The organism is Sphaerisporangium sp. NBC_01403 (genome assembly GCF_045040145.1).
GTDB lineage: Bacteria > Actinomycetota > Actinomycetes > Streptosporangiales > Streptosporangiaceae > Sphaerisporangium > Sphaerisporangium viridialbum.
On sequence record NZ_CP109534.1, the window covers coordinates 9,154,262 to 9,176,532 of the forward strand.

At 70.0% G+C, this 22,271-nt stretch carries 24 protein-coding genes; 15 read left to right on the plus strand and 9 right to left on the minus strand.

Features of this window, described 5'->3' with window-relative positions:
- Window positions 1-25: 25 nt before the first annotated feature.
- Window positions 26-1,315, minus strand: a complete 1,290-nt coding sequence (gene aspS / locus OG589_RS41260) for an aspartate--tRNA(Asn) ligase (protein ID WP_405144186.1) — start codon at window positions 1,313-1,315, stop codon at window positions 26-28.
- Window positions 1,316-1,790: 475 nt separating this feature from the next.
- Between aspS and OG589_RS41265 the strand changes: the two genes are divergently transcribed.
- Together OG589_RS41265 and recQ are read left to right on the plus strand one after the other, a co-directional pair.
- Window positions 1,791-2,096 carry a hypothetical protein gene (locus tag OG589_RS41265; RefSeq protein WP_405144188.1) on the plus strand — a complete coding sequence of 102 codons (306 nt, stop codon included), beginning with the start codon at window positions 1,791-1,793 and terminating at the stop codon, window positions 2,094-2,096.
- A 67-nt stretch (window positions 2,097-2,163) separates the two neighbouring features.
- Entirely contained in the window at window positions 2,164-4,002 is a 1,839-nt protein-coding gene (gene recQ, locus OG589_RS41270; protein ID WP_405144189.1) for a DNA helicase RecQ, read from the plus strand.
- A 91-nt stretch (window positions 4,003-4,093) separates the two neighbouring features.
- Here the strand turns inward: recQ and OG589_RS41275 are convergent, their stop codons facing one another.
- From OG589_RS41275 to OG589_RS41285, 3 genes are all read right to left on the minus strand, one after another.
- Entirely contained in the window at window positions 4,094-5,080 is a 987-nt protein-coding gene (locus OG589_RS41275) for a sulfite exporter TauE/SafE family protein (protein ID WP_405144190.1), read from the minus strand.
- Window positions 5,081-5,195: 115 nt separating this feature from the next.
- Window positions 5,196-6,182: an alpha/beta fold hydrolase gene (locus OG589_RS41280; protein ID WP_405144192.1), complete on the minus strand. Its 987-nt coding sequence runs from the start codon at window positions 6,180-6,182 to the stop codon at window positions 5,196-5,198.
- A gap of 150 nt (window positions 6,183-6,332) precedes the next feature.
- Window positions 6,333-6,647 (minus strand): hypothetical protein, encoded by a 315-nt coding sequence (locus OG589_RS41285; RefSeq protein WP_405144194.1) that lies wholly within the window; start codon window positions 6,645-6,647, stop codon window positions 6,333-6,335.
- A 46-nt stretch (window positions 6,648-6,693) separates the two neighbouring features.
- On the opposite strand from OG589_RS41285, the gene OG589_RS41290 reads away from it, so the two are divergent.
- The 6 genes from OG589_RS41290 (at window position 6,694) to pepN (ending at window position 12,718) form a co-directional block, all read left to right on the plus strand.
- Entirely contained in the window at window positions 6,694-7,068 is a 375-nt protein-coding gene (locus OG589_RS41290; RefSeq protein ID WP_405144196.1) for a hypothetical protein, read from the plus strand.
- A gap of 259 nt (window positions 7,069-7,327) precedes the next feature.
- Window positions 7,328-7,684, plus strand: a complete 357-nt coding sequence (locus OG589_RS41295) for a hypothetical protein (protein ID WP_405144198.1) — start codon at window positions 7,328-7,330, stop codon at window positions 7,682-7,684.
- A 257-nt stretch (window positions 7,685-7,941) separates the two neighbouring features.
- Window positions 7,942-8,733 (plus strand): hypothetical protein, encoded by a 792-nt coding sequence (locus OG589_RS41300; RefSeq protein ID WP_405144200.1) that lies wholly within the window; start codon window positions 7,942-7,944, stop codon window positions 8,731-8,733.
- 164 nt (window positions 8,734-8,897) lie between these two features.
- Window positions 8,898-9,299: a DUF1992 domain-containing protein gene (locus tag OG589_RS41305; RefSeq protein ID WP_405144201.1), complete on the plus strand. Its 402-nt coding sequence runs from the start codon at window positions 8,898-8,900 to the stop codon at window positions 9,297-9,299.
- 120 nt (window positions 9,300-9,419) lie between these two features.
- Window positions 9,420-9,959, plus strand: coding sequence for a DUF1697 domain-containing protein (locus tag OG589_RS41310; protein WP_405144203.1), 540 nt, complete (start codon window positions 9,420-9,422; stop codon window positions 9,957-9,959).
- A gap of 200 nt (window positions 9,960-10,159) precedes the next feature.
- A complete protein-coding gene (gene pepN / locus OG589_RS41315) occupies window positions 10,160-12,718 on the plus strand; it encodes an aminopeptidase N (protein WP_405144205.1) in 2,559 nt (852 codons plus the stop codon).
- 90 nt (window positions 12,719-12,808) lie between these two features.
- On the opposite strand, the gene OG589_RS41320 is transcribed toward pepN, so the two are convergent.
- A complete protein-coding gene (locus OG589_RS41320) occupies window positions 12,809-13,450 on the minus strand; it encodes an FMN-binding negative transcriptional regulator (RefSeq protein ID WP_405144206.1) in 642 nt (213 codons plus the stop codon).
- A gap of 151 nt (window positions 13,451-13,601) precedes the next feature.
- Between OG589_RS41320 and OG589_RS41325 the strand changes: the two genes are divergently transcribed.
- From OG589_RS41325 to OG589_RS41335, 3 genes are read left to right on the plus strand one after another with little or no spacing between them, the layout of a single operon-like run.
- Window positions 13,602-14,309, plus strand: coding sequence for a CPBP family intramembrane glutamic endopeptidase (locus tag OG589_RS41325; RefSeq protein ID WP_405144207.1), 708 nt, complete (start codon window positions 13,602-13,604; stop codon window positions 14,307-14,309).
- 5 nt (window positions 14,310-14,314) lie between these two features.
- Entirely contained in the window at window positions 14,315-14,650 is a 336-nt protein-coding gene (locus OG589_RS41330) for a PadR family transcriptional regulator (protein WP_405144208.1), read from the plus strand.
- A complete protein-coding gene (locus OG589_RS41335) occupies window positions 14,650-15,351 on the plus strand; it encodes a hypothetical protein (protein WP_405144209.1) in 702 nt (233 codons plus the stop codon). Before OG589_RS41330 ends, OG589_RS41335 begins: the two co-directional genes overlap by 1 nt.
- Window positions 15,352-15,412: 61 nt before the next feature.
- Here the strand turns inward: OG589_RS41335 and OG589_RS41340 are convergent, their stop codons facing one another.
- Window positions 15,413-15,892 (minus strand): GNAT family N-acetyltransferase, encoded by a 480-nt coding sequence (locus OG589_RS41340; RefSeq protein ID WP_405144211.1) that lies wholly within the window; start codon window positions 15,890-15,892, stop codon window positions 15,413-15,415.
- A 130-nt stretch (window positions 15,893-16,022) separates the two neighbouring features.
- Window positions 16,023-16,931 carry a helix-turn-helix transcriptional regulator gene (locus OG589_RS41345; protein ID WP_405144213.1) on the minus strand — a complete coding sequence of 303 codons (909 nt, stop codon included), beginning with the start codon at window positions 16,929-16,931 and terminating at the stop codon, window positions 16,023-16,025.
- A gap of 271 nt (window positions 16,932-17,202) precedes the next feature.
- Between OG589_RS41345 and OG589_RS41350 the strand changes: the two genes are divergently transcribed.
- Window positions 17,203-18,147, plus strand: a complete 945-nt coding sequence (locus tag OG589_RS41350; protein ID WP_405144215.1) for an SDR family NAD(P)-dependent oxidoreductase — start codon at window positions 17,203-17,205, stop codon at window positions 18,145-18,147.
- A 328-nt stretch (window positions 18,148-18,475) separates the two neighbouring features.
- Window positions 18,476-19,273 carry an alpha/beta fold hydrolase gene (locus tag OG589_RS41355; RefSeq protein ID WP_405144216.1) on the plus strand — a complete coding sequence of 266 codons (798 nt, stop codon included), beginning with the start codon at window positions 18,476-18,478 and terminating at the stop codon, window positions 19,271-19,273.
- Window positions 19,274-19,278: 5 nt separating this feature from the next.
- Here the strand turns inward: OG589_RS41355 and OG589_RS41360 are convergent, their stop codons facing one another.
- Complete coding sequence (locus tag OG589_RS41360; RefSeq protein ID WP_405144217.1) at window positions 19,279-19,662, minus strand: VOC family protein; 384 nt, start codon at window positions 19,660-19,662, stop codon at window positions 19,279-19,281.
- A gap of 131 nt (window positions 19,663-19,793) precedes the next feature.
- Here OG589_RS41360 and OG589_RS41365 point away from each other — a divergent pair, with 131 nt between their 5' ends.
- On the plus strand, window positions 19,794-20,453 hold the full coding sequence (locus OG589_RS41365; RefSeq protein ID WP_405144218.1) for a winged helix-turn-helix transcriptional regulator: 660 nt from the start codon (window positions 19,794-19,796) through the stop codon (window positions 20,451-20,453).
- A 70-nt stretch (window positions 20,454-20,523) separates the two neighbouring features.
- On the opposite strand, the gene OG589_RS41370 is transcribed toward OG589_RS41365, so the two are convergent.
- Window positions 20,524-21,213, minus strand: coding sequence for an alpha/beta fold hydrolase (locus OG589_RS41370; protein ID WP_405144219.1), 690 nt, complete (start codon window positions 21,211-21,213; stop codon window positions 20,524-20,526).
- Between the two features lie 80 nt (window positions 21,214-21,293).
- Here OG589_RS41370 and OG589_RS41375 point away from each other — a divergent pair, with 80 nt between their 5' ends.
- Window positions 21,294-22,247, plus strand: coding sequence for a helix-turn-helix transcriptional regulator (locus OG589_RS41375; RefSeq protein ID WP_405144221.1), 954 nt, complete (start codon window positions 21,294-21,296; stop codon window positions 22,245-22,247).
- Window positions 22,248-22,271 lie beyond the last annotated feature (24 nt).

A 22,271-nucleotide genomic window follows, 5' to 3' on the forward strand; every position in this document is an offset into this window, starting at 1 on the left:
GTGCCGGGGGGCCGTCGTCATGCGGTCAGGGGCTCAGGCGGTGCAGATCGCGCGGGAACAGGGTGGTCTGGCGGACGTTCGCGGCGCCCGTCAGGCGTGAGGTCCAGCGTTCCAGCCCGATCGCGAAGCCGCCGTGGGGCGGCATGCCGTGTGCGAAGGCCGCCAGGTAGCCCTCGTAGGCCTTCGGGTCCTCGCCCCTGGCGGCCAGCGCGGCGAGATAGTCGGCGTGACGGTGCAGCCGCTGGCCTCCCGTGACCAGCTCCAGGCCACGGAAGAGCAGGTCGAAGCTGCGGGAGTACTCGGGTCTCGCCGGGTCGGGATGGGTGTAGAACGGGCGCTTGACCATGGGGTATCCCGTGACGAACAGGAACTCCGACCCGTGCTCGCGCAGAGCCCACTCGCCGAGCCAGCGCTCGTGGGAGGGGGCGAGGTCCGGCTCGCCACGCGGGTCCTCCCCGGTGTGCCGGGCCAGGAGCTCCTGCGCGTCGGCGAAGTGGATCGCCGGTATCTCCTCCGGCACGTGCGGGACGTCGATCTCCAGCAGGGCGGCGGCCGTCGCCGCCCGTTCCGCGACGGCCGCGTGCATGCCGGCGATGGCCCTGGTGAGCACGGCCATGACGTCGCGGTGGTCCTCGACGAAACCGAGCTCGGCGTCCAGGCTCGTGTACTGGGCCAGGTGCCTCGCCGTGTCGTGCGGCTCCGCCCGGAAGACCGGCCCCACCTCGTACACCCGCTCGAACACCCCGACCAGCGCCTGCTTGAAGAACTGCGGCGACTGGGCGAGGAAGGCCGGCTTGCCGAAGTAGTCGATGCCGAACACGTTGGCGCCCGACTCCGTCGCCGAGGCCACGATCTTGGGCGTGGACGTCTCGACGAAGCCGAGCCCGTCGAGCGTGGCGCGGAACCCCGCCACCCCCGCGGCGGCGATCTCGAACGGGGCCCGGAGGCGCGGGTGCCGCAGCGCCACCGGGGCGTGGTCGAGGATCGTGGGCAGGGTGCCGCCGACGACGGGCCTGTACAGGTCGAACGGCGGCGGCTCGACCGGGGCCGAGAGCACCTCGACCACCGGGTCGACCAGCTCGGCGCCGCCCGGGGCCTGCCCGTTCGCGGCGACGGTTCCCGTGACCTCGATGACGGTCTCCTCGGCCAGGTGCGCGAGCGGTTCGCGCAGAACCACCTGCGCGAGCCCGGAGCGGTCGCGCAGCACGAGGAAGGACACGGATTTGAGGTCGCGGCGGCGGTGCAGCCAGCCGGCGAGGCGGACGCGGCGGCCGACGTGCCCGGGCAGGTCGGCGGCGAGAACTCGGGAGATCATTTCACACTCCTTGAGGAATATGAGCGATCCCTTGGGAGCGCGGGGGAGAAGGGAACTCCCGGTGCCACCGCGCTTTCGCCGCCGCCTCGGCGGCGGCCTCGTGCGGCCCGGTGACGGGGGCCGGCCGGCGGGGCATTGGGCGGTCTTCGCCGTTCCTCCCCGCACTCGGGAGGGTCTTCACACCGGGACGCGAGACCGCCTTCACAGCTTCCGGCGGCTCTCTGGACTCGCGCGACCCCGGAGCTAATTGTCTCCGTCGTCGTGTTGTGCCGAATCCTATCTCCCTGCTCGGCTCGGGCTCATGTGACCCGGGCGGAGTCTGCGACGAATGCGATTAAAGGAACGGATGCTGATATTTCCGGATGAATCACCGCTTAGGGGGAGGGTGCGATTCGGGTGAGGGGCGGCAGTGGGGTCTTCCTGAGCGAGATGCGGTGTTTGTCTTGAATTAGGAAAAACGCGGGGAAGGAACGACATGGACGCGATCATCGTTAGGGAGGCGGCCGGCGGCATCACTTCCGAGGTCACCGACGAGGGGACCAAACTGCTGCGGCTGCGTGACCATCTGACCGGTCTCGGCGTGGACGCCGACCTTCGGGCGAGCATGCCCGCGCTGCTCGTGCACCGCCCGGACGTGGGCCTGCCGCTGTGGGTCTTCGTGGGGTACGGCGGTGCCTACTACTCCTGGCAGTCCGCCGAGAAGCGTCACCCGGTGGCCGACGCCGAGGGCGCGGCGCTGGTGCTCGCCGACTACATCAGCGGAAGGGTCTTCCAGGCCTGAAGACCCCTTGTCCACAGGACGTCTCGTGCCGCCCTTCACGGCCGGCGGATCCTCGTAGACTGACGCGGTGACCTCTCCCGACAGCGGCCCCGAGGCGAGCGACGCCCTGCGCGTGCTCAACCGCGTCTTCGGCTACAAGTCGTTCCGCGAAGGCCAGCAGGAGATCATCGATCACGTCGTCTCGGGCCGTGACGCGCTCGTGCTCATGCCGACGGGCGGCGGCAAGTCACTGTGCTACCAGATCCCCGCGCTCGTGCGCGAGGGCGTGGGCGTCGTCGTCTCACCCCTGATCGCCCTCATGCAGGACCAGGTCCACGCCCTCACGGCCCTCGGTGTGCGCGCGGGCTTCCTCAACTCCACGCAGGACGGCGACGAGCGGCGGCGGGTCGAGTCCGCCTTCCTGGCGGGCGAGCTCGACCTGCTCTACCTCGCCCCCGAGCGCCTGCGCGTCGACTCCACGCTGCGGCTGCTCGACCGGGGCGCGATCTCCCTGTTCGCGATCGACGAGGCCCACTGCGTGGCCCAGTGGGGGCACGACTTCCGGCCCGACTACCTGGCCCTCTCCATGCTGCACGAGCGCTGGCCCGACGTCCCCCGCATCGCGCTCACCGCCACCGCCACCGAGGCCACCCACGCCGAGATCGCCGCCCGGCTCAACCTGCGGGAGGCACGCCATTTCGTGGCGAGCTTCGACCGCCCCAACATCCAGTACCGCATCGCCCCCAAGAGCGAGCCCAGGCGCCAGCTGATCAAGCTCCTGCGCGACGAGCACCCCGGCGAGGCGGGCATCGTCTACTGCCTGTCGCGGGCCTCGGTCGACAAGACCGCCGAGTTCCTGGTCGGCAACGGCATCCCCGCGCTGCCGTACCACGCGGGGCTCGACGCCCGCACCCGCGCGGCCAACCAGGCGCGCTTCCTGCGCGAGGACGGCATCGTCATGGTCGCGACCATCGCCTTCGGCATGGGCATCGACAAGCCCGACGTGCGCTTCGTCGCCCACCTCGACCTGCCCAAGTCCATCGAGGGCTACTACCAGGAGACCGGCCGTGCCGGGCGCGACGGCCTGCCCTCCACGGCCTGGCTGGCCTACGGCCTCCAGGATGTCGTGCAGCAGCGCAAGATGATCGACACCTCCGAGGGGGACGACGCCCACCGCCGCCGCCTCGGCGGCCACCTCGACGCCATGCTCGCCCTCTGCGAGACGGTCGAGTGCCGCCGCGTGCGGCTTCTCGCGTACTTCGGCCAGCAGAGCGCCACCTGCGGCAACTGCGACACCTGCCTGTCGCCGCCGGAGTCGTGGGACGGCACGATCGCCGCCCAGAAGCTCCTGTCCACCGTGGTCCGCCTCGCGCGCGAGCGGCGCCAGAAGTTCGGCGCGGGCCAGATCATCGACATCCTGCTCGGGAAGAGAACCCCCAAGGTCGTCCAGTTCGATCACGACTCGCTCACCGTGTTCGGCATCGGCACCGAGCTGAGCGAGGTCGAGTGGCGCGGCGTGGTGCGCCAGCTCCTGGCCCAGGGCCTCCTCGGGGTCGAGGGCGACTACGGCACGCTGGTGCTCACCGACGCGAGCGGCGAGGTGCTGGCCCGGCGGCGCGAGGTGCCGCTGCGCCGCGAGCCCGAGCGCCCGGCCAAGCTTCCAGGGGCCGCCAAGACCCGTCGCACGGCCCCCGCCGCCGAGCTGCCGGAGGAGGCCGTGCCGGTCTTCGAACGGCTCCGCGCCTGGCGGGCCGCCACCGCCAAGGAGCAGGGTGTGCCCGCCTACGTCATCTTCCACGACGCGACCCTGCGCGAGATCGCGACCGGGTCGCCGTCGTCCCTGGCCGAGCTGGGCAAGGTGAGCGGCGTCGGCGAGAACAAACTGGCGAAGTACGGCCAGCAGATCCTGGACGCCCTCGCCGCCTGAGCGGAACGACGTCCTTGGCGCGGACTCATCGGTGGAGCGGAGACCTTCCTCCTTTCCTTCGATCCGGTCGCCGGGAGAGGCTTCTACCTGGTCATTCGTCGGGTTTCCTGGCGGCGGCCGTGTCCTCGCGGCCGGCGGTGGCGGGCGCCCAGGGGAGCGCGGGCAGGCCGTTCCTGGTGCGCAGGAACATCCAGAAGATCGGGGCCGCGAGCAGGACGCCGATGAGCACCCAGACCGTGACGGTGTTGCTGACCTGGAACATCTTCAGCGCCGAGGCGAGCAGCACGAACGCCAGCACGCGGCGGATGAGCCCGCCCGGCGCCCGGGAGGAGATGCGCGAGCCGATGTAGACGCCGGGGATGGAGCCGACCAGGAGCGCGGCGGTGACCGAGAGCTTGAAGTCGCCGAACAGCAGGTGGCCGAGCGCGGCGGACATGACGAGCGGCACCGCCTGGACCAGGTCGGTGCCGACGAGCTGGTTGGCCTTGAGCCGGGGATACACGGCGAGGAGCGCCACGATGATCAGCGAGCCGGAGCCGACGGAGGTCATGCCGACCACCAGCCCGCCGACGACTCCGATCAGGACGGTCGGGACCCGGCGCACGGTGACCGAGGGCAGCCCGGTCGAGGCGGGCTCGCCCGGCTCGGCGGTACGGCGGCCGGTCGCCGCGGTACGGCCTTCGGCCCGGTCCTTCATCGCGAGGTAGCCCCGTATGGCGAGGCCGGTGGCGGCGATCAGGAGGGCGACGCCCAGGGCCTTCTGGATCACCTCCTGGACTTCCGCGCCGTCGCCGAACGCCCTGGCGATCAGTACGCCGCAGAACGCCGCCGGGATGGATCCCGCGCACAACCAGCGGACCAGCTTGAGGTTGACGGTCCCCTGCCGCAGATGGACCAGGCTGCCCACCGGTTTCATCACCGCCGCCGCCACCAGGTCGCTGGAGACCGCGGCGAGCGGCGGCACGCCGAAGAACGTGACCAGCATGGGCGTCATCAGCGCGCCGCCGCCCATGCCGGTCAGCCCGACGACGATGGCGACCAGGAACGACCCGATCGCCATTGTGTAGTCGAAATCCACCCACCTAACCTATCGAATCCCTAGGAAAAAGGGACTATCTGCGCCCCTGAACGCATCGAAGGGCCGTACGGAACGGGGGGTTCCGTACGGCCCTGATGTGAGCGGGTGTTACGGGCTACCGCACGCAGCCGGCGAGCTCCGGCCGCTGGGGCGGGGTGTTCTGGGCGCCGAAGAACAGGTTCGCGCAGTCGGCGAGGAAGGCCGGGTTCTCCTCGGGGACGAAGTGACCGGCGTCGGGGGCCACGACGGGGCGGACGTCGTCGGCGACCTGGTCGAACGAGCCGGCCACGCCGGTGCCGAAGGAGTACTGCCCGCCGATCGCCAGCACCGGCATGCTCAGCCGGTTGGAGGCGTTCGCCTGGTTGTTCACGGCGTCCGCGGCGAACGCCCGGTAGTACTCGTACCCCGCGTGGCGCCTCGCCGGGTTGGCGTAGGCCCTGTAGTAGGCCTCACGGTCGATGCCCTGCCCGTTGTGGCTGAAGTTGTACATCATGTTGAGGTAGGTGCTGACGTCGGCGTCGTCCATGATCGTCTCGGGGATCGGCGCCGGGGACATGTTGAACCGGAAGTGCCAGCTGAGCCCGTAGAGGTCTTCGAGGCCGAAGCCGGCGAGCGGCGACTCGATCACGGCGAACCGCGTGACCTCGTTGGGGTAGTCGCGTGCGTACGGGTAGGCGATCAGGGTGCCGAGGTCGTGGCCGAGCAGCTCCACCTGCGTGAAGCCCAGCTTGTGGACGGCCTCGCGGATCCGCTGCGCGGTGGTGACCTTGTCGAAGCCGCCGGTGGGGATGGAGGAGTCGCCGAGGCCCGGAAGGTCGAAGGCGATCACCGTGTGCTGGGCGGCGAGCGCGGGCATCACCTGGCGCCACATCAGCCAGGTCGACGGCCAGCCGTGCAGGAGCACGAGGGCCGGGCCCGACCCGCCCTTGACGTAGTGGAGGGTGCCGCCGTTCACGGTCACGTTGCCGTGGGTGAAGCCGGGGGCGAACCTGGCGGGTCCAACGGAGGGCTCGCGGGGCATGGCGCTCGCGCCGGCGCCGGCGGTCGTGGTGATCAGGCCCACCACCAGGGCGACGGCCGTGCTGAAGGCGGCTCGCCTCAATCTCCTCGCGCTGAAGCGTCTCGCCGGTCGCGCGGTCGTGTGCAAGGTCGTTTCGTCGTGCGGCATATCGAAATTCCCTTTCCATGAGCAGAGAACCACGGGATGACCCGGCTTTCGAGCGGCATGATTCCTTCTCCACTTCGGGGCGGATCAGCGATCGGCGTACAGGGCGGATCCGTTGTGGGGGAGCGGTGCCGGCCGAGGCGGTAGATCGCCGACGTGGTCGATCGAAGCCTGCACGACCGGAGATGCCGTCGTCTTCTTCCAGAATGCTTTTACCGAGCTGACGGACATTTTGGCGCGTTCCCATGTCAGAAACAAAAGGGATAAAAAGCCATATTTCCCGTTCGTTCGGGCAAGTCGGGAAGGGCGGTGGGCCCGGCCGCCCTCGTCGCAGGTCGCCACCGGCGCGGCGCCGCGGATCAGCAGGCCGGCGGTCTCGCCGCCGTCGGGCGCGTCCGTCACGTAGCCATCTGAGCGGGCACGACACGGTCGCATTATCTTGGGAGAGGTGGAAGAGAACCGGGCACGGCGGGTCGTCGACGCGTTGCGCGAGCGTGGCATAGACGGCCACCTGGCGAGGGTCGGCATCGACCAGTTCGGGATACGGGTGTCACTGCCGGGCGGGCGTGAGGCCGAATGGGACACCGACGGCACCGCGGGCCTCGAAGCCCAGGTGATGCGCGACGGGATGCTCGTCGGCTTCGTCCCCATGATCGAGGGCTCCGAGGACTTCGACGAGGAGCAGGTCGTCGACGCCATCGCGCGCACCGACTACGACCAGCCCATCGCCCGTCAACGCCCGGTCGCCCCGCCACCGGGCCCGCCCCTGCCCCGCGCCGGCGGCCTTTTCCGCCGCTTCCTCGACGGCTTCCGCTACCGCTGACCTCACCTTCACCCCGCTGATCGGCGGAATTTGGGCCGGGGGGTCAAGAGCCAGAGAGCAGGGTCACCCGACGGTGGAGCTGTGACCAATACCCGAACTGACGATGCCGGTCCGGTTATAAGCTGCTTCGACGGCCACGGCTGTGACGGTCCCTCCCGATGACCTTGACGGCCCGATCCCTGGTGCCGGAAGAGAGTGAGCCGCAATGAGCGACGGAGTGCCGCGCGGGCATCGTCTTCTGAGGAGTGCCGCGGTTGGTGTGCTCCTGGCGTCGGCGACTCTGGCGAACTACCTCGCGTGGCTCGGATGGGGTCAGGAACGGGACGTCAAGCCGGACGGCAGTGTCAGCGGTCCCTACCAGGCGTGGCAGATAGCCGGGCTGGTCATCGTGCTCGGGATCCTCGCCGCTCTCGCCGGGTGGCGTGGCCATCCCGTCATCGGCACGCTCACCATCGGGGGTGTCATGTGGGCGTCCTGGACCCTCGACGCCGCGATGTCGGATGACAGCGGCCTGTGGGCCGTGGGCGCGCTCATGCTGTTCCCGGCCGTCTTCTGCGGAGTCGGCCTTGTCGCGTGGTTCGCGGCCTCGCGCAGAACCAGAAGCTCTGCTCGATAAGCTGGCGAGGGTCAATGCCCGCTCATGGGCAGGTGACTACTCCTGATCCTTTGCCGCATTTCTTCGACTGTGGTTGCTCCGATATCTACTACTGCCCTCGTGCCGGTGAGGTCGAATGTCCACGGCACAGTGGTTTCGACATCTGTCGCGATGTGATCGAATGATCTCTCCATCGCGGAACCCGGCGGCCGGGTCTGACGTTGATCAGTGAAAACTGCTGTGTGCCGAGAAACGGGTGCTATTTGTCGCCGACGGTGATGCGGGTCGCGTTCCTGGTTCTGCTGGCGTCCGCGGTCGCGGGCTGTAGTTCGTCTCCTCCCGTCACGGATCCGCCCGCGATCGCGGACACCCAGCCGGCGACGCAGGAGACGGCGCAGGAGGAAGAGGAAGAGGCGCAGGTCATCGAGATCTGCGTCGAGAAGAGCAGCCGGATTCGGCGCGGTTATCGCCCCTGTGATGACGTGGTAGCGGGATACACCTGGTATTTCCTGCCGTGGGAGGCGAAGATTCCCGCCGTCGGGAAGAAAGCGAATGGGGGCGGGTTCAAGGGGCCGAAGTCGGCGGCGCCTCGGGCCATGGCCAAGGGCGGCATCGGTTCCAAGGTCGCCATCACCGATGTGGACGACCGCGTCCGGGTATGCGTGAAGAAGTCCACGCGCGTCCGGGTCTCCAACATCAGGTGCGACGACGACGAACGCGGCTACGCCTGGTACTACATCCGTATCGACGGCCATGTCGCCCCCGTCGGCAGGAAGGCCGAGGACGGCAGCTTCCGCGTTCCGTACGGCGACACCTACCGGGCGCGGAGCAAGGGCGGTGACGGCGTCGACGCCGCCATCGGGTACGAGGACCCGGACGCGCCGGTGGACGAGGATGTAGAAGAGGACGATGAGTACTGCACGCACACGATCGACGGCGAGTGCGTGGCTACCAACAAGTGCACGACGACGGTGAACGACGTGTGCACCGATGATCTGAACGACTACTCCGGCGATACCCGCACCTGTGGCAACGCGTTCCCCCGCAAGACCCTCGCTCACCGCTGCTGAGGTCGCCCATCCTGGCAGAGCGGACGGCTGACCTGCCCCCGAACGCGAGTCCCGGCGCCGGGGGCGCGCTCGGCGATAACTATCATCGGGACCATCGAACGCTCGCGAAAAGGATCAGAAGCGACAGTCCTCGTCTGAGAACGGCACCTCAGGGAGAGCCAGCCATGACAGAGCGCAAGCCGCCCGGCGTCAGCTTCGAGACCTGGGTCGACAGGCAGATCCGCGAGGCGATGGAGCGGGGCGAGTTCGACGACCTGCCCGGCACCGGCAAGCCGATCCCCGGCCTCGACAAGCCGCTCGACGAGATGTGGTGGGTCAAGCAGAAGATGCGCCGCGAGAACGTCTCCTACCTGCCGCCGACGCTCGCCCTGCGCAAGGAGGCGGAGGACGCGCTCGCCGCGGCTTCGCGTGCCACCGCTGAGCCCGAGGTACGGAAGATCGTGGCGGACATCAACGAGAAGATCCGCGAGGCGATCCGCACCGGGCTCTCCGGCCCCCCGCTCAACCTGATGCCCTTCGACGTCGAACGCGTGGTGCGCGAGTGGCGGGAGCGGCACGAAGGCTAGGTCACTCTGGCCGGGCGTAAGCCGCACGCCTCGGCCGGCGCGTCGACCCCGGGGCACCGCGCAGGGGCGGACTCAAGACCGCTCGACCGGTCTCGGACAGGAGTTCTAGGATCCTGACCCATGACCCGGTACGTGGCGCTGCTGCGCGGCATCAACATCGGCGGGAACTCCTCGATCGCCATGGCCGACCTGCGAGAGGTCTTCATCGGGTTCGGCTACGAGGATGTGACGACCTACCTGCGGACCGGCAACATCGTGTTCGGCGCCCCGTCCGGCGACCAGGACCGGCTCGTCACCGAGATCAGGAAGGGGATCTCCGACGGGCTCGGCAAGGACGTCGGCGTCCTGCTGCGCACCGCCGCCGAGCTGGACGCGGTCCTCACGTCGAACCCGTTCCTGGGTGAGCAGGACGACCTGACGAAGCTCCTCGTCACCTTCCTGGCCGCCGACCCCGGCGCGGACAAGGCCGGGGCGCTGGCCTCGCCGCCGGGGGAGACCGGATCGCTGGCCCTTGTGGGACGGGAGGTGTACGTGCACGTCCCCGACGGCTACGGCCGTACCAAGCTGAGCAACGCCTTCGTGGAGAAGAAGCTCGGCGTCGCGGCGACCACTCGCAACTGGAGGTCGGTGCTGAGACTCCGCGAAATGGCCACCGCATAGCCGGTCTCGTGCGGGTGGATCATCTGAAGGCCGCGGCGTTCCGTGCCGCCCAGTCGGCGAACGCGCGGGGTGCGCGGCCGAGGATCCGCTCGCGTTTCGCGAGGCACCAGGCCGAGGGCGCCGTCCGCCTGACAAGCGCCCACCTGTGGCCGGCTGAGTGATCTCGCCGGAGACAGGCGTCCTGCGGCTATGGTGGCGGCGTGGCTGGGAATCTGACACGAGATGAGGCGCTGGCGCGCACCCGACTGCTGACGGTCGAGTCCTACGCGGTCGAGCTCGACCTGACGACGGGGCCTGACCGGTTCGGTTCCACGACGCTCGTGCGGTTCCGCTGTGCCGAGCCGGGGGCCGAGGTGTTCTGCGATCTGGTGGACGCCGAGGTGCGCGAGGTGGTCCTCAACGGGTCCGCCATCGACCCCGCACTGTACGACCCGGCGACCGGCCGCATCCCGCTGCCCGGCCTCGCGGGGGAGAACGAGCTACGCGTGGTCGCCGACTGCGCGTACTCGCACACCGGGCAGGGACTGCACAGCTTCACCGATCCGGTCGACGGCCAGGTGTACCTCCACAGCCAGTTCGCCACCGCCGACGCGCAGCGCGTGTTCGCCTGCTTCGACCAGCCCGACCTCAAGGCGACGTTCCGGTTCACCGTCACCGCGCCGGCCGGCTGGGAGGTCGTGTCCAACATGGCCGAGTCCGCGTGCGAGCCGCTCGGCGACGCGCGGCGCTGGCACTTCCCCCCGACGCCCCCGCTGCCGACCTACATCGGCGCGGTGGTCGCCGGCCCGTACCACGGGGTGGCGGACGAGTACCTCGGGCCGGACGGGCAGCGCATCCCCATGCGGTTGTTCTGCCGGGCCTCGCTGGCCGAGCACCTGGACGCCGAGGCCGTCTTCGACGTCACCAGGCGAGGGCTCGACTTCTACCAGCAGGCCTTCCAGCTGCCGTACCCGTTCGCCAAGTACGACCAGCTGTTCGTGCCGGAGATCAACTTCGGCGCGATGGAGAACCCCGGCTGCGTGACCTTCAAGGAGGAATATCTCTTCCGGTCCAAGGTGACCGATGCCGCGTACGAGCGCCGGGCCAACACGATCCTGCACGAGATGGCCCACATGTGGTTCGGCGACCTCGTGACCATGCGCTGGTGGGACGACCTGTGGCTGAACGAGTCGTTCGCCACCTACGCCGCGACGCTCGCCCAGGTCGCGGCCACCCGCTGGACCGGGGCGTGGGCGACCTTCGCCGACAGCTACAAGGCCCACGCCTGCCGGCAGGACCAGATGCCGACGACGCATCCGATCGCCGCCGACATCGTCGACATCAGGTCCATGGAGGTGAACTTCGACGCGATCACGTACCAGAAGGGCGCCTCGGTGCTCAAGCAACTGGTCGCCGCGATCGGCGTCGACGACTTCCTGGCCGGCCTGCGCCGGTACTTCCAGCGGCACGCCTGGGGCAGCACCACCCTCGCCGACCTGCTCAAGGCGCTGGAGGAGGAGTCCGGCCGCAGCCTGACCGGCTGGTCGAGCCAGTGGCTGGAGACGGAGGGGCCGAACACGCTGCGCCCCGCGTTCGTCCTCGACGCCGATGACCGGTTCACCTCGTTCGCCGTCCTGCAGTCCGCGCCCGCCGACCACCCGACGCTGCGCTCCCACCGCATCGCGATCGGCCTGTACGAGCGGGGGCCCGCCGGCCTTGAACGGCGGCGGCGCGTGGAGCTGGACATCGCCGGCGAGCGCACCGAGGTCGGAGAGCTCGTCGGCGCGACCCGGCCCGACCTGCTGCTGCTCAACGACGACGACCTCACCTACGCCAAGGTCAGGCTCGACCCGCACTCGCTGCGCACCGTGCTGTCCGGCATCGGCGAGATCGCCGATCCGCTGGCGCAGGCGGTGTGCTGGACGATCGCCTGGGACATGGTGCGCGACGCCGAACTCCCCGCCCGCGACTACGTCTCGCTGGTGCTGTCCGGCGTGCGATCGGTGCGCAGCGCCTCGATCGTACGGACCCTGCTTGAGCAGGCGCGCGTGGCGGCCCGGCAGCACACCGACCCGGCCGGACGTACCAGCTGCCTGCGCGCGCTCGCCGGCGGCCTGCTCGAACTGGCCGAGGGCGCGGAGCCGGGCGGCGAGGCGCAGCTGGCCTACGTCCAGGCGTTCGCCACGATCGCCGGCTCCGCCGAGCATCTCGCCGTGGTGGCCGGGCTCCTTTCCGGATCGAGTGAGCTGCCGGGGCTGGCGGTGGACACCGACCTGCGCTGGGCGCTGTTGCGGCGGCTGGTCGTCAACGGGCGGGCCGGTCACGCCGAGATCGACGCCGAGTTGGTCAAGGACCCCACCGCGGGCGGCAGGCGCAGCGCGGCGGCGTGCCGGGCGGCGATCGGCACCGCGGCGGGCAAGGCCGAGGCATGGGAGCGCATCGTCTCGGGCGAGCTGTCCACCGCGATCCTCGGCGCGACCCTCGACGGCTTCCGCGAGCCCGAACACGCCGAGCTGCTCAGGCCCTATGTCGACAGGTATTTCACCGTCCTCGAGTCGGTCGCGGGCCGGTGGCCCAGCGAGGTGACCCAGGCCTTCGCCAGGGCGGCGTACCCGTCGAGGGCGGTGTCACAGGACACCATCGCGCGCACCGACGACTACCTCGCGAGCGCCGAGCCGCCGGGGTGGCTGCGCCGGCTCGTGCTGGAAGGCCGCGACGAGCTCGCCCGCGCCCTGCGCACCCAGGCCCGCGACGGGTCGGCCGGCACGCCGCTCACGTAGGCCCGCGACGGGTCGGCCGGCACGCCGCTCACCTAGGCCGGTGGTGGGTCCAGGCGCGCGACGCCGCTGTGCGACGGCGGCATGGCGTGCTCATCCCGCGGTTCGCCGCTGGGTGTCTCGCATGGCCTCCGCGACCAGGTGGTCCTGCGGGGTTCCGGTGAGCAGCCCCTCGGTGACGCCCTCGACATCGGCGGGGCCGCGGTTCTGGCTGAGCTTCCACTTCGCCTCGACGCGCGTGATGACGACCTCCACGCCGACGATCGCGCGTAGGTGTCCCTTGATGAAGGCCTCGGGCGCGTCGTCCACCGACCACGGCAGCGGCCGGTCCGACTCGTGCTTGCCGGTGAGGCGCCTCACCAGCGACTCGGTCCAGGCGGGGTCGTCGTGCGCGACGAACCTGCCGTAGACGTGCGCGGTGACGTAGTTCCAGGTGGGGACGGCGCGGCCGTGCTCGCGCTTGGTGGCGTACCACGACGGGCTGACATAGGCGTCGGGTCCGCGCACGATGACCAGGGCCTCGGCGTCCGAGCCGTGGCGCCACTGCTCGTTGTTCCTGGCCAGGTGGCCTAGCAGGGCGCCGTGTTCCCCGGCGGCCGGGTCGAACACGAACGGGAGCAGGGTGGCCATGATCCCCCGGGGGGTCCAGGTGACCAGATCGGAGGCTCCGGAGTGGTCCAGAAGCTCGTGGACGGCCTGGAGGTCGGGCGCGGCGAAGTGCTGAGGGACGTACATGATCACTCCGATCAGGCGACGCGGACATCCAATGCTCTCGCAGGCGGGCCGTCACGGCACTCCCTCTCAGGCCGTTGAGCTACATAGGTTGTATAACTGACTAGCTCGCTTTACCATTTAGATCGCATCAGCACTTGAAAGGACAGACGTGATGTCTCTGGCGCTCTCCGCGGCCTTGGTCGCCTATCTAGCCTTCGTGAGCCCATGGCTGGGCAAGCGCTCGTACGCCCGGTTGGAGCGCGACCGACAGATGTACGTCCGCATGTTCGTGTGGTGGATGTCCGAGTTGTGGGTGCTGACCGGAGTTGCGCTACTGATCGTCGGGCTGTCCCCTGATCTCAGCCTGGCGCGCACGGGGTTCGTGCTGCCGGCCGACGCTGCGACCACCGCCGGGGCCCTCACCGGGGTCACCCTCGCCTCGGCGGTGGCGGTGCTGATGATCAGGCGGGCCACCAGGTCGAGAACCCGGGTGCCCGGCCAGGCGGCCTACGAGGCGCTGCTGCCGCGCACGCCCGTCGAGCGCCGGCTCGCCCTGGCGATGTCCGTCACCGCGGGGGCGTGCGAGGAGATCGTCTACCGGGGCCTGCTCATCGCGCTCGGCGTGCACGTGCTCGGGCTGCCCGTCCCCGTCGCCGCCGGTCTCGCGCTGGCGGTGTTCGTCGCCGGGCACCTCTACCAGGGCTGGCAGGGCATGCTCGTGGTCACTCTGGCCGGCTTCGGCCTCAGCGTGCTGTACCTGAAGACCGGCAGCCTGGTGCTTCCCATCGTGCTGCACATCCTGGTCGACGCGCGGTCGCTTCTCCTCGTCCCCACTAGTCGGCCAGACCGGATAGGTAGCACCGCTACCGTGCAAGAATGAGCGTCGTGGCTGCTGACCGACGCGCGAGCTGGCTCAAGGGGGTCCTCGACCTGCTGGTGCTCGCCAGCCTGACCGAGGGCGAGAGCTACGGCTACGAGATCTCCAAGACCCTCGCGGACGCCGGGCTCGGCCAGATCAAGGGCGGCACCCTCTATCCCGTGCTCAACAGGCTGGAGGAGGCGGGCCTGCTGGCCGCCGAGTTCCGGGTCACCGAGCGCGGCCCGGGCCGGCGCTACTACCGCCTCACCGACCACGGCCGCGCGACGCTGACCGAGCAGGGCACCCTCTGGCTCGCCTTCGACGAGTCGGTGCGGGCCGTGCTCACCAAGGGGAAGGCGTGATGGGCGACTACTTCGACGACCTCGCCGCCCTGCTGCGCGCCAGGGGCGTCCCGCAGGAGCGGATCACCGCCACGATCGACGACTTCACCGCCTACGTCCAGGAAAGCGGGACGGACCCCGAGGAGGAGTTCGGCCCGGCCGCCGGCTTCGCCCCGCAGCTCGGTGTCGAGCCCGGGTCGGGGCCCACCGCCGGCACCTGGGTGTGGACGGCCGACATCTTCGCCGACGAGCGGCGCCTCAACGAGTTCGGCGAGCAGGGCTGGGAGGTCGAGAAGGTCGACAAGAAAGGCATGTTCGTCAGCCACCGCGACCCCGAGCGGCCACAGCGCTGGGAGTACCGCCGCGACGTCGTGACGCTCAAGGGCAGGCGCGCCCTGGTCGAGCGGCTGGCGCCCGACGGATGGGAGCCCTGTGGCACGTGGCTCTACTACGAGTACTTCAAGCGTCCCAAGGCCGCGAGCGTGGGCCCCGCCGCCGAGATCGACTCCCCGCCTCCGGCACCGGGCGGGCGCCTGTTCTTCAGCAAGCGCTTCTACCTGCTGGCCGTTCTCCTGATCGTCGTCTGCGCGCTGGCGGTGGCCGGCATCGGCGGGATGCTGTCCGCGACGACCGCCATCAAGGGCGGTGACTTCGCCATCGGCGTCGCGGTCGGCATGCTGGCCGCCCTCGTCGCCCTCTGGCTCGCCGCCCGCAAGCGCTGAGACCCGGGCGCGACGCCGCCGGCCTGCTCTCTACGCCGGACGCGTGCCGCTGGCCTGCTCTCTACGCCGGGCGCGGCTCGTCCGGACTGACGTAGTAGTGCAGCAGTGCGGGTTCGCCCGCTTTGTTCAGCCAGCGTGCGCGAGCGCTCGCCACACGCCGCCAGCCGGCACGCTCGTACAGGGCGATGGCCGCGTGACCCTCGTCGGACACGTCGAGCATGAGAGGCAACCCCAGTGCGACCGCCTCCTTGCGAACCGTGTCAAGAAGGAGGGCGGCGCATCCACGGCCCCGTCCCTCTGGCGTGACGAAGAGCCGGGTGATGGACCCGACAGGCCCGACCGGCTCGCCGAGGGCCGCGGCCACGGCCGGTTCCAGCGTGGCCGCGTCCAGTTGTGAGAGTCCGGCGTGGCCGACGACGCCGGACCCCCCAACCGCCACCCACGCGCGAACAAGATCAGAGGGCGTCAGCCACCGCACCGGGTCGGCAGGCCAGTCGACCGGGTATCGATCAGCGGCCTGCACCGCGGCGAGAGCGTCCACGCAGCCAGGCAGATCCGCAGCGGCTCTCGGACGGATAAAAAGGCTCCTCACCCGGCGATTCTCCCAAAGGAAGCCACGAATGCGACATATCCACAAGCCTGGTTGATCGGATCAGCTCCCTGCACGACGTCTAACGTTCCTCGGACGCGGCCGGTCGGTTTGGGGGAATGGTGGTGGGTTGGGGTGGTTCGCTGGTCCAGCTGGCCAGGAGGCGGAGGGCCTGTTCGGACGGGGAACCGCGTGCGGCGGTGTGGAGGCCGAGGGTCTGGTCGGGGTCGCCGGCGGGGGTGAGGGCCTCGTACCCCAGGGTGAGGTCGCCGACCAGGGGGTGGTGGTAGCGCTTGACGCCGTGGGTGCGGCGGAGAACGTTGTGGTCGGCCCACCAGCGGCGGAAGTCCTCGTCCCTGAGGGAAAGATCACCGATCAGCTCGGCGAGCCGGGGGTCGTGGGGGTAGCGGCCGGCGTAGAGGTACAGGGCGGCGACGGCACCGCGGGCAGCCCCCACCCAGTCGACGTACAGCTCACGCGCGGCCTCGTCGAGGAAGAGGTAGCGGAGCATGTTCCGCTCACGGTGCGGCAGCGCGTCGAAGTCGGTGAAGAGCGCTCGGGCCAGGGGGTTGCTGGCCAGGACGTCCATGCGGCGGCCGAGGACCATGGCGGGGGCGTCGGGCATGGTCTCCAGAACCCGGTACAGACCTGGCCGCACCTGCTGAGGCGGCAGCGGGCGGCTCTGCCTGCGGGTGGGCTTGGCCACGGCGAAGAGGTGGCCGCGCTCGGTCTCGTTCAGATGCAGCGCATGGGCGAGCGCGTCGAGCACGCTCTCGGAGGCGTTCACGTTGCGTCCGCGCTCCAGGCGTACGTAATAGTCCACGCTCACCCCGGCGAGCTGGGCGACCTCCTCGCGGCGCAGGCCGGGAACCCGGCGGGTGCCCGGCTGCGGGGGGAGGCCCGCTTCCTCGGGGGTGATCCTGGCCCGGCGCGAGCGCAGGAACTCCCGGAGCTCCGTGTTGCTCCCGGCGCCGGAGGAGTGGTCGCTCATGCTCTCCAGGCTAAGCGAGAGGTGGTGGCGCGCCGTTGCCCGTGAGGGGTACTGCTGGACCCCCGGTCGGTCGGACCCCTGGTAGAGCAGGCCTCCTTCACCGTGCCGGGGGGAGGCCGTGCCGGTGGTTAGCTGGAGAAGCGCCACCTGGAGCCTCCGAGGAGGCCGGGTGTGAAGCGGTGTCGCAGCCCGCCCGCTCGGCGCTCCCGCCCCCCGTCCCCGTCCCCGCCGTTGGCCTTCGGGCCGGGGCATGACACAGAAGGGCAGACCCATGACCGAACCGACCCTCATCACCACGCCGTTCACCGCTCAGTCCACCGCCGCCGAGGTGGTGAACGGCGTTGACCTCACCGGTCGCCGTGCCATCGTGACCGGCGCCGCATCCGGCATCGGTGTCGAGACCGCCCGTGCGCTTGCCGGCGCCGGGGCGGAGGTGACGCTGGCGGTACGCGACGTCCAGGCCGGCGAGCACGTCGCCGGGGACATCAGCGCGGGCGCCGGCAACAAGCATGTTTTGGTCGCGCCGCTGGATCTCGCCGACCAGAGATCCGTCGCGGCCTTCACCGCCGCGTGGGACGGTCCCCTGCACATCCTCGTCAACAACGCCGGGGTGATGAGGACGCCCGAGATGCGTACGCCGGAGGGCTGGGAGCTGCAGTTCGCCACCAACCACCTCGGTCACTTCGCGCTCGCCACAGGGCTGCACCCGGCACTCGCGGCAGCCGGCCGGGCCCGCGTCGTATCGCTCAGTTCGGTCGGGCATCTGCGGGTCGCGGTGGACTTCGACGACATCCACTTCCGGGTGCGCGCGTACGACCCCGAGATCGCCTACAGCCAGTCGAAGACGGCCAACGTCCTGTTCGCGGTCGAGGCGAACAGGCGCTGGGCCGGCGACGGCATCACCGTCAACGCCGCGCACCCCGGGGCGATCCTGACGAACCTGACCCGGCACATGAGCCAGGAGGAACTGGACACGGCGGTGGCCTCCGGCTACGTGTTCAAGACGCCTCAACAGGGCGCGGCCACGTCCGTGCTGCTCGCGACCTCACCGCTGCTCGAAGGCGTAGGCGGCCGGTACTTCGAGGAGTGTAACCAAGCGCATCGCCACGTGCCGGGGACGTACAACGGCGTCGCCGACCACGCCCTCGACCCCGGCGCCGCCACACGCCTGTGGCAAGCCTCCCTCGGCATGCTCGCCACATCCTCACGCGACTGACCGGCACCCGATGTAAGGCCGGTTATGAGCGCCCGCCTTCACCGGGGGCGCTCGTTTCGAGCAGGCGTCCCTCGGACAGTCGCAGCCAGCGGTCGGCGGTCACGCGATGGGCGCATCACCGATGGCGATGAGGTCTGGGATCACCCGGACATGTCGTCGTCGCCTGCCATGTCATGCTCCGTTCCGCCATTACTGCCCAATCTCGGTACCAGCCGGGCCCCTGCTCTGCTGTCGACGTATCAGGGCCGTTGAACGGCTGTTGACGTACGTCGCCGACAGCGAGAAAAGCTGTAGCGGCTGCTGGGCCTGGCTGTTAGGAAGGGGCGCCGTGCGAAAGAAGGTGGTGGGTGAATTGGGTGCTGCCAGGAAGCTTGTGATCGGTGATCTTCCGATCTCGGCCGAGGACCATGGTGGGCGTGGTGAGGACGTTCTCCTCCTGCATGGTGGCGGGCGGACGCGCGGCGATTGGGATGCCTTCGCGGGGCTTCTCCTGGACAACGGGTTCCGGCCGGTGGCGATGGACCTACGTGGCCATGGAGAGTCGGGTGACGCGCCGTGGACCTGGCGGGAAGCGCTGGTGGACGTCGCCGTCGTCGTCGAGGGGTTCGGACTTCGCCGTCCTCTGGTCGTCGGACATTCTCTGGGCGGGATGGTCGCCGCGCTGTGGGCCGGTGAGCATCCGGAGTGCCCGCTCGCGGTCAACCTCGATGGTCACGGCAACCCGACGCGTCCTGACCAGTTCTTCGGCCTGGATGAGGTCTCGGCGGCGCGGGCGTGTCAGGAGATGACGGCGTTCCTGGGCGAGATGGGCCAAGGGCTCCCCGAGTCGTTCCTTCAGGTCATGAGGGCGATTGACGCCCTGGACCTCTTCGCCGCCTATCGCGCCGCGCGTTGCCCGCTCCTTGTCGTCAGCGGTGACGCGATGTCCTTCGCGGGCATGTTCCCCGAGCACCTCGTTCCCGCCTGGCGCGCCTATTGCGTCTGGACAGAGCGGCGGCTCAAGGCGGTCGTCCGCGAGTCGCCCTTGGTCCGTGAAGCGTCGCTGCCGACCGGCCATGATCCGCACATTGAAGACCCTGAGGCTGTGCTGCGTCTTCTGATCGACAACCAGCGGATGGCGGGATAGCACGGCTACGCCATACCGGCGACGCCGATCAAGTGGCCCTCGGGGTCGGTGAAGTGGCCGACCACGAGGGTCGTCCCCGGAGCGCGGTCGGGGCCCATCCGACGCTTGCCCCCGAGGCTCTCGGCCCTCTGGAGCGCGGCCTCTACATCGGGAACGCCGACGTAGAAGACGACGTGACCCTCGTAGCCCTTGCCTCCGCCGACGCCGCCCGGGATTCCGACCCCGCCGATCGTGCCGGGCTCCACGAACCCGTACTCGCCCGGCTGGGAGACCTCCTCTGAGACCGGCCCGCTCGTGTCGAACTCCCACCCGAACAGGTCGCCGTAGTAGCTACGGAGCTTCGCCGGGTCGCTCCCGATGATCTCGAAGTGCACAACCGGGTGTCCCATGGCTGTCCTTTCCGCGCCGCGAGTGCCGGCGCCGGCCGTGCTTTGGCTGGACGCCATCACCCTAGTGATACTGGTTGTTAAAAACAACTGGCTACTTGTACGTTAGCATCACTGTGAGGAGGGAGATGGTCATGCCAACGAGCCGTAGCTACGGGGACGCCTGCGGGATCGCCCGGGCCCTCGACGTCGTCGGGGAACGCTGGGCCCTGCTGGTCGTCCGGGAGCTGTTCCTCGGACCGCAACGCTTCTCCGACGTGCGCCGCGCCCTGTCCGGCGCGAGCTCGAACCTGGTCGCCGACCGGCTTCGCGAGCTGGAAGGCCGCGGCGTGGTCCGCCGCCGCAAACTGGCGCCGCCGGCCGGTTCATGGGTGTACGAACTGACCGACTGGGGCCGGGAGCTGGAACCCATAGTGCTCGCCCTGGGCGGCTGGGGTCTTCAGGTCCCGCTCCCGCCCGCGCCGACCACGCTCACCGCCACCTCGGTCCTGCTGTTTCTGCGAGGCTCAGCGCACCCTGACCCCAAGGCGCCGGACACCATCTACCGTGTCCAGCTCGACGAGCGCATATGGACCGTCCGGACGGCGGCCGGTCAGGTGTACGTCGAGCCCGGCGAACCCACCAGGGCGGACGCCTCCCTTCGCGCCGACCCCGAGCAGCTGAACGCCCTGCTCGACGACCCGTCCACGCTCGACGCCGCCCTGTCCGACGGGAGCGTCACCGCTACGGGCGACCTGCCGGCCCTTCGCCGGCTTCTCCAGGCGGTCACCGTCCCGTCCCCCGCTCCCGTGTAGCCACACCACCACGGCCTCCGCGCGGAGCGGCGAAGGCGGGATTGCGGGATGTCCACCTGGAACGGCCGCATCACGACCGCGCGGCCTTGTCGATCAGCCGGGCCAGCTCCACCGGCTTGGTGATCATCGGCCAGTGCCCGGTGTCGATGGTGACCAGGTCATGGCCGGAGGGAACGGCCGGATCGCCGGGATCTCCCGTGCACACGATGTGGGTGCGGGGGAGCCCTTCCACCGCGCTGAGGTCGGCCGGTGCCGGGTCACGGTAGGTGTTGATCGGCTGACCGACTCCCCGGGCCCGCAGCCACGCCCGATCCTCGGGGGTGAGTCCATGGCGGCCGAAGTTGAAATCGAGGACCTCGTCGCTCATCACCGGTATCCGCCCGTCTTCGACGGTATGCGTGATCGCCTCTTCGACGCCCGGCGGGGTGGTGTCGAACAGCGTCTTGCCCGCCTGCGGGAGGACGGCGGCGACGTAGACGATGCGGGCGATGCGGTCGGGGATCCCGGCGGCGGCGATCGTGGCCGGGGCACCGCCGTAGGAGTGCGCGACGAGCACGACGTGACGCAGCCCCGCGACCTCAATGGCGGCTGTGATGTCGAGGACGTGCGTTGTCGTCTCCGAGCCGAGGTGCGCGCGGTCGCCGAAACCTGTGAGCGTCAGCGGATGGACATCGTGGCCGGCCGCGGTGAGCACCGGCGTGACCCGCTCCCACGACCAGGCGCCGAGAAACGAGCCGCCGACAAGAACAATGGTGGACATGGCTTCCTTCGTTCGAGCTTCGATGGAAGCCAGGCTAGGAATGATTGTGGACGTTATTTGCCCTGATTAACATGTGATGCATGTCTCGTCCGGCGACCCGCATCCTGGCGCTGCTCGAGGTCCTGCAGGACCGCGGGCTGGTGTCCGCCGACGAGCTCGCCAGACGGCTCGAGGTGGACGCACGAGCGGTTCGCCGCTACATCACCGCCCTGCAGAATCTGGACATCCCGGTCGAGTCGGTTCGCGGGCGTTACGGCGGTTACCGGCTCGCCGGCGGCTACCGGCTGCCCCCGCTGATGCTCGCCAACGAGGAGGCGGTCGCCGTGGCGGTCGCGCTGGCCGCCGCGGGGGAGCGCGCGGACGCCGGTGAACCCACCGCGACCGACCGCGCGCTCGTCAAGCTCACCCGCGTGCTGCCCGTCGCGCTGCGTGAACGCGTCAAGGCACTCGTCGCAGCGACCTCGATGACCGCCACGGGCGCGCTGACACCAGAGCCGGAACTGGCGCTGACGCTGGGCGCGGCCGTACGGGCGCGCCACACCGTCCGCATCGAGCACACCCGGGGCGTCCGCGATGTGGACCCATATGGGCTCGTCGTGCATACGCGCCGCTGGTACCTGGTGGGCCACGACCACCTGCGCGACGACACCCGCATGTTCCGCCTGGACAACATCACCGACGCCGCCGAGCTGCCACGCCGGTTCGTCCCACCTGACGGGTTCGACCCGGTGGCGTACGTCCGGCGGTCACTGACGCTCGGCGCATGGACCCACCGCACCGAAGTCTGGCTGGACACCGACCTGGCCTCCGCCCGGGCACGGTTGCCAGCCACCTTCGGCGAGCTGCGACCGTGCCCAGAGGGCGGGGTGTCGCTGGTCAGCGGGGCAGAGGACCTGCCGGCGATGGCCCGGATCCTCACTGGCCTGCCCTGGCGATTCGCCGTCAGGAGCCCACCGGCCCTGGTCGAAGCGCTCGCCGCCCACGTCGCGGCCCTCACCGAAGCCGTCGCACGCTCCACCCACGCCCAGCCGTGACTACGACACCGGCTCCCGGCCTGC

Bases quoted from the DNA above. Each gene is read 5' to 3' on its own strand.
- aspS (WP_405144186.1), bottom strand. From the start codon at position 1,315: ATGATCTCCCGAGTTCTCGCCGCCGACCTGCCCGGGCACGTCGGCCGC.
- OG589_RS41265 (WP_405144188.1), top strand. From the start codon at position 1,791: ATGGACGCGATCATCGTTAGGGAGGCGGCCGGCGGCATCACTTCCGAG.
- OG589_RS41300 (WP_405144200.1), top strand. From the start codon at position 7,942: ATGCGGGTCGCGTTCCTGGTTCTGCTGGCGTCCGCGGTCGCGGGCTGT.
- OG589_RS41305 (WP_405144201.1), top strand. From the start codon at position 8,898: ATGACAGAGCGCAAGCCGCCCGGCGTCAGCTTCGAGACCTGGGTCGAC.
- OG589_RS41310 (WP_405144203.1), top strand. From the start codon at position 9,420: ATGACCCGGTACGTGGCGCTGCTGCGCGGCATCAACATCGGCGGGAAC.
- OG589_RS41320 (WP_405144206.1), bottom strand. From the start codon at position 13,450: ATGTACGTCCCTCAGCACTTCGCCGCGCCCGACCTCCAGGCCGTCCAC.
- OG589_RS41325 (WP_405144207.1), top strand. From the start codon at position 13,602: ATGTCTCTGGCGCTCTCCGCGGCCTTGGTCGCCTATCTAGCCTTCGTG.
- OG589_RS41335 (WP_405144209.1), top strand. From the start codon at position 14,650: ATGGGCGACTACTTCGACGACCTCGCCGCCCTGCTGCGCGCCAGGGGC.
- OG589_RS41345 (WP_405144213.1), bottom strand. From the start codon at position 16,931: ATGAGCGACCACTCCTCCGGCGCCGGGAGCAACACGGAGCTCCGGGAG.
- OG589_RS41350 (WP_405144215.1), top strand. From the start codon at position 17,203: ATGACCGAACCGACCCTCATCACCACGCCGTTCACCGCTCAGTCCACC.
- OG589_RS41360 (WP_405144217.1), bottom strand. From the start codon at position 19,662: ATGGGACACCCGGTTGTGCACTTCGAGATCATCGGGAGCGACCCGGCG.
- OG589_RS41365 (WP_405144218.1), top strand. From the start codon at position 19,794: ATGCCAACGAGCCGTAGCTACGGGGACGCCTGCGGGATCGCCCGGGCC.
- OG589_RS41370 (WP_405144219.1), bottom strand. From the start codon at position 21,213: ATGTCCACCATTGTTCTTGTCGGCGGCTCGTTTCTCGGCGCCTGGTCG.
- OG589_RS41375 (WP_405144221.1), top strand. From the start codon at position 21,294: ATGTCTCGTCCGGCGACCCGCATCCTGGCGCTGCTCGAGGTCCTGCAG.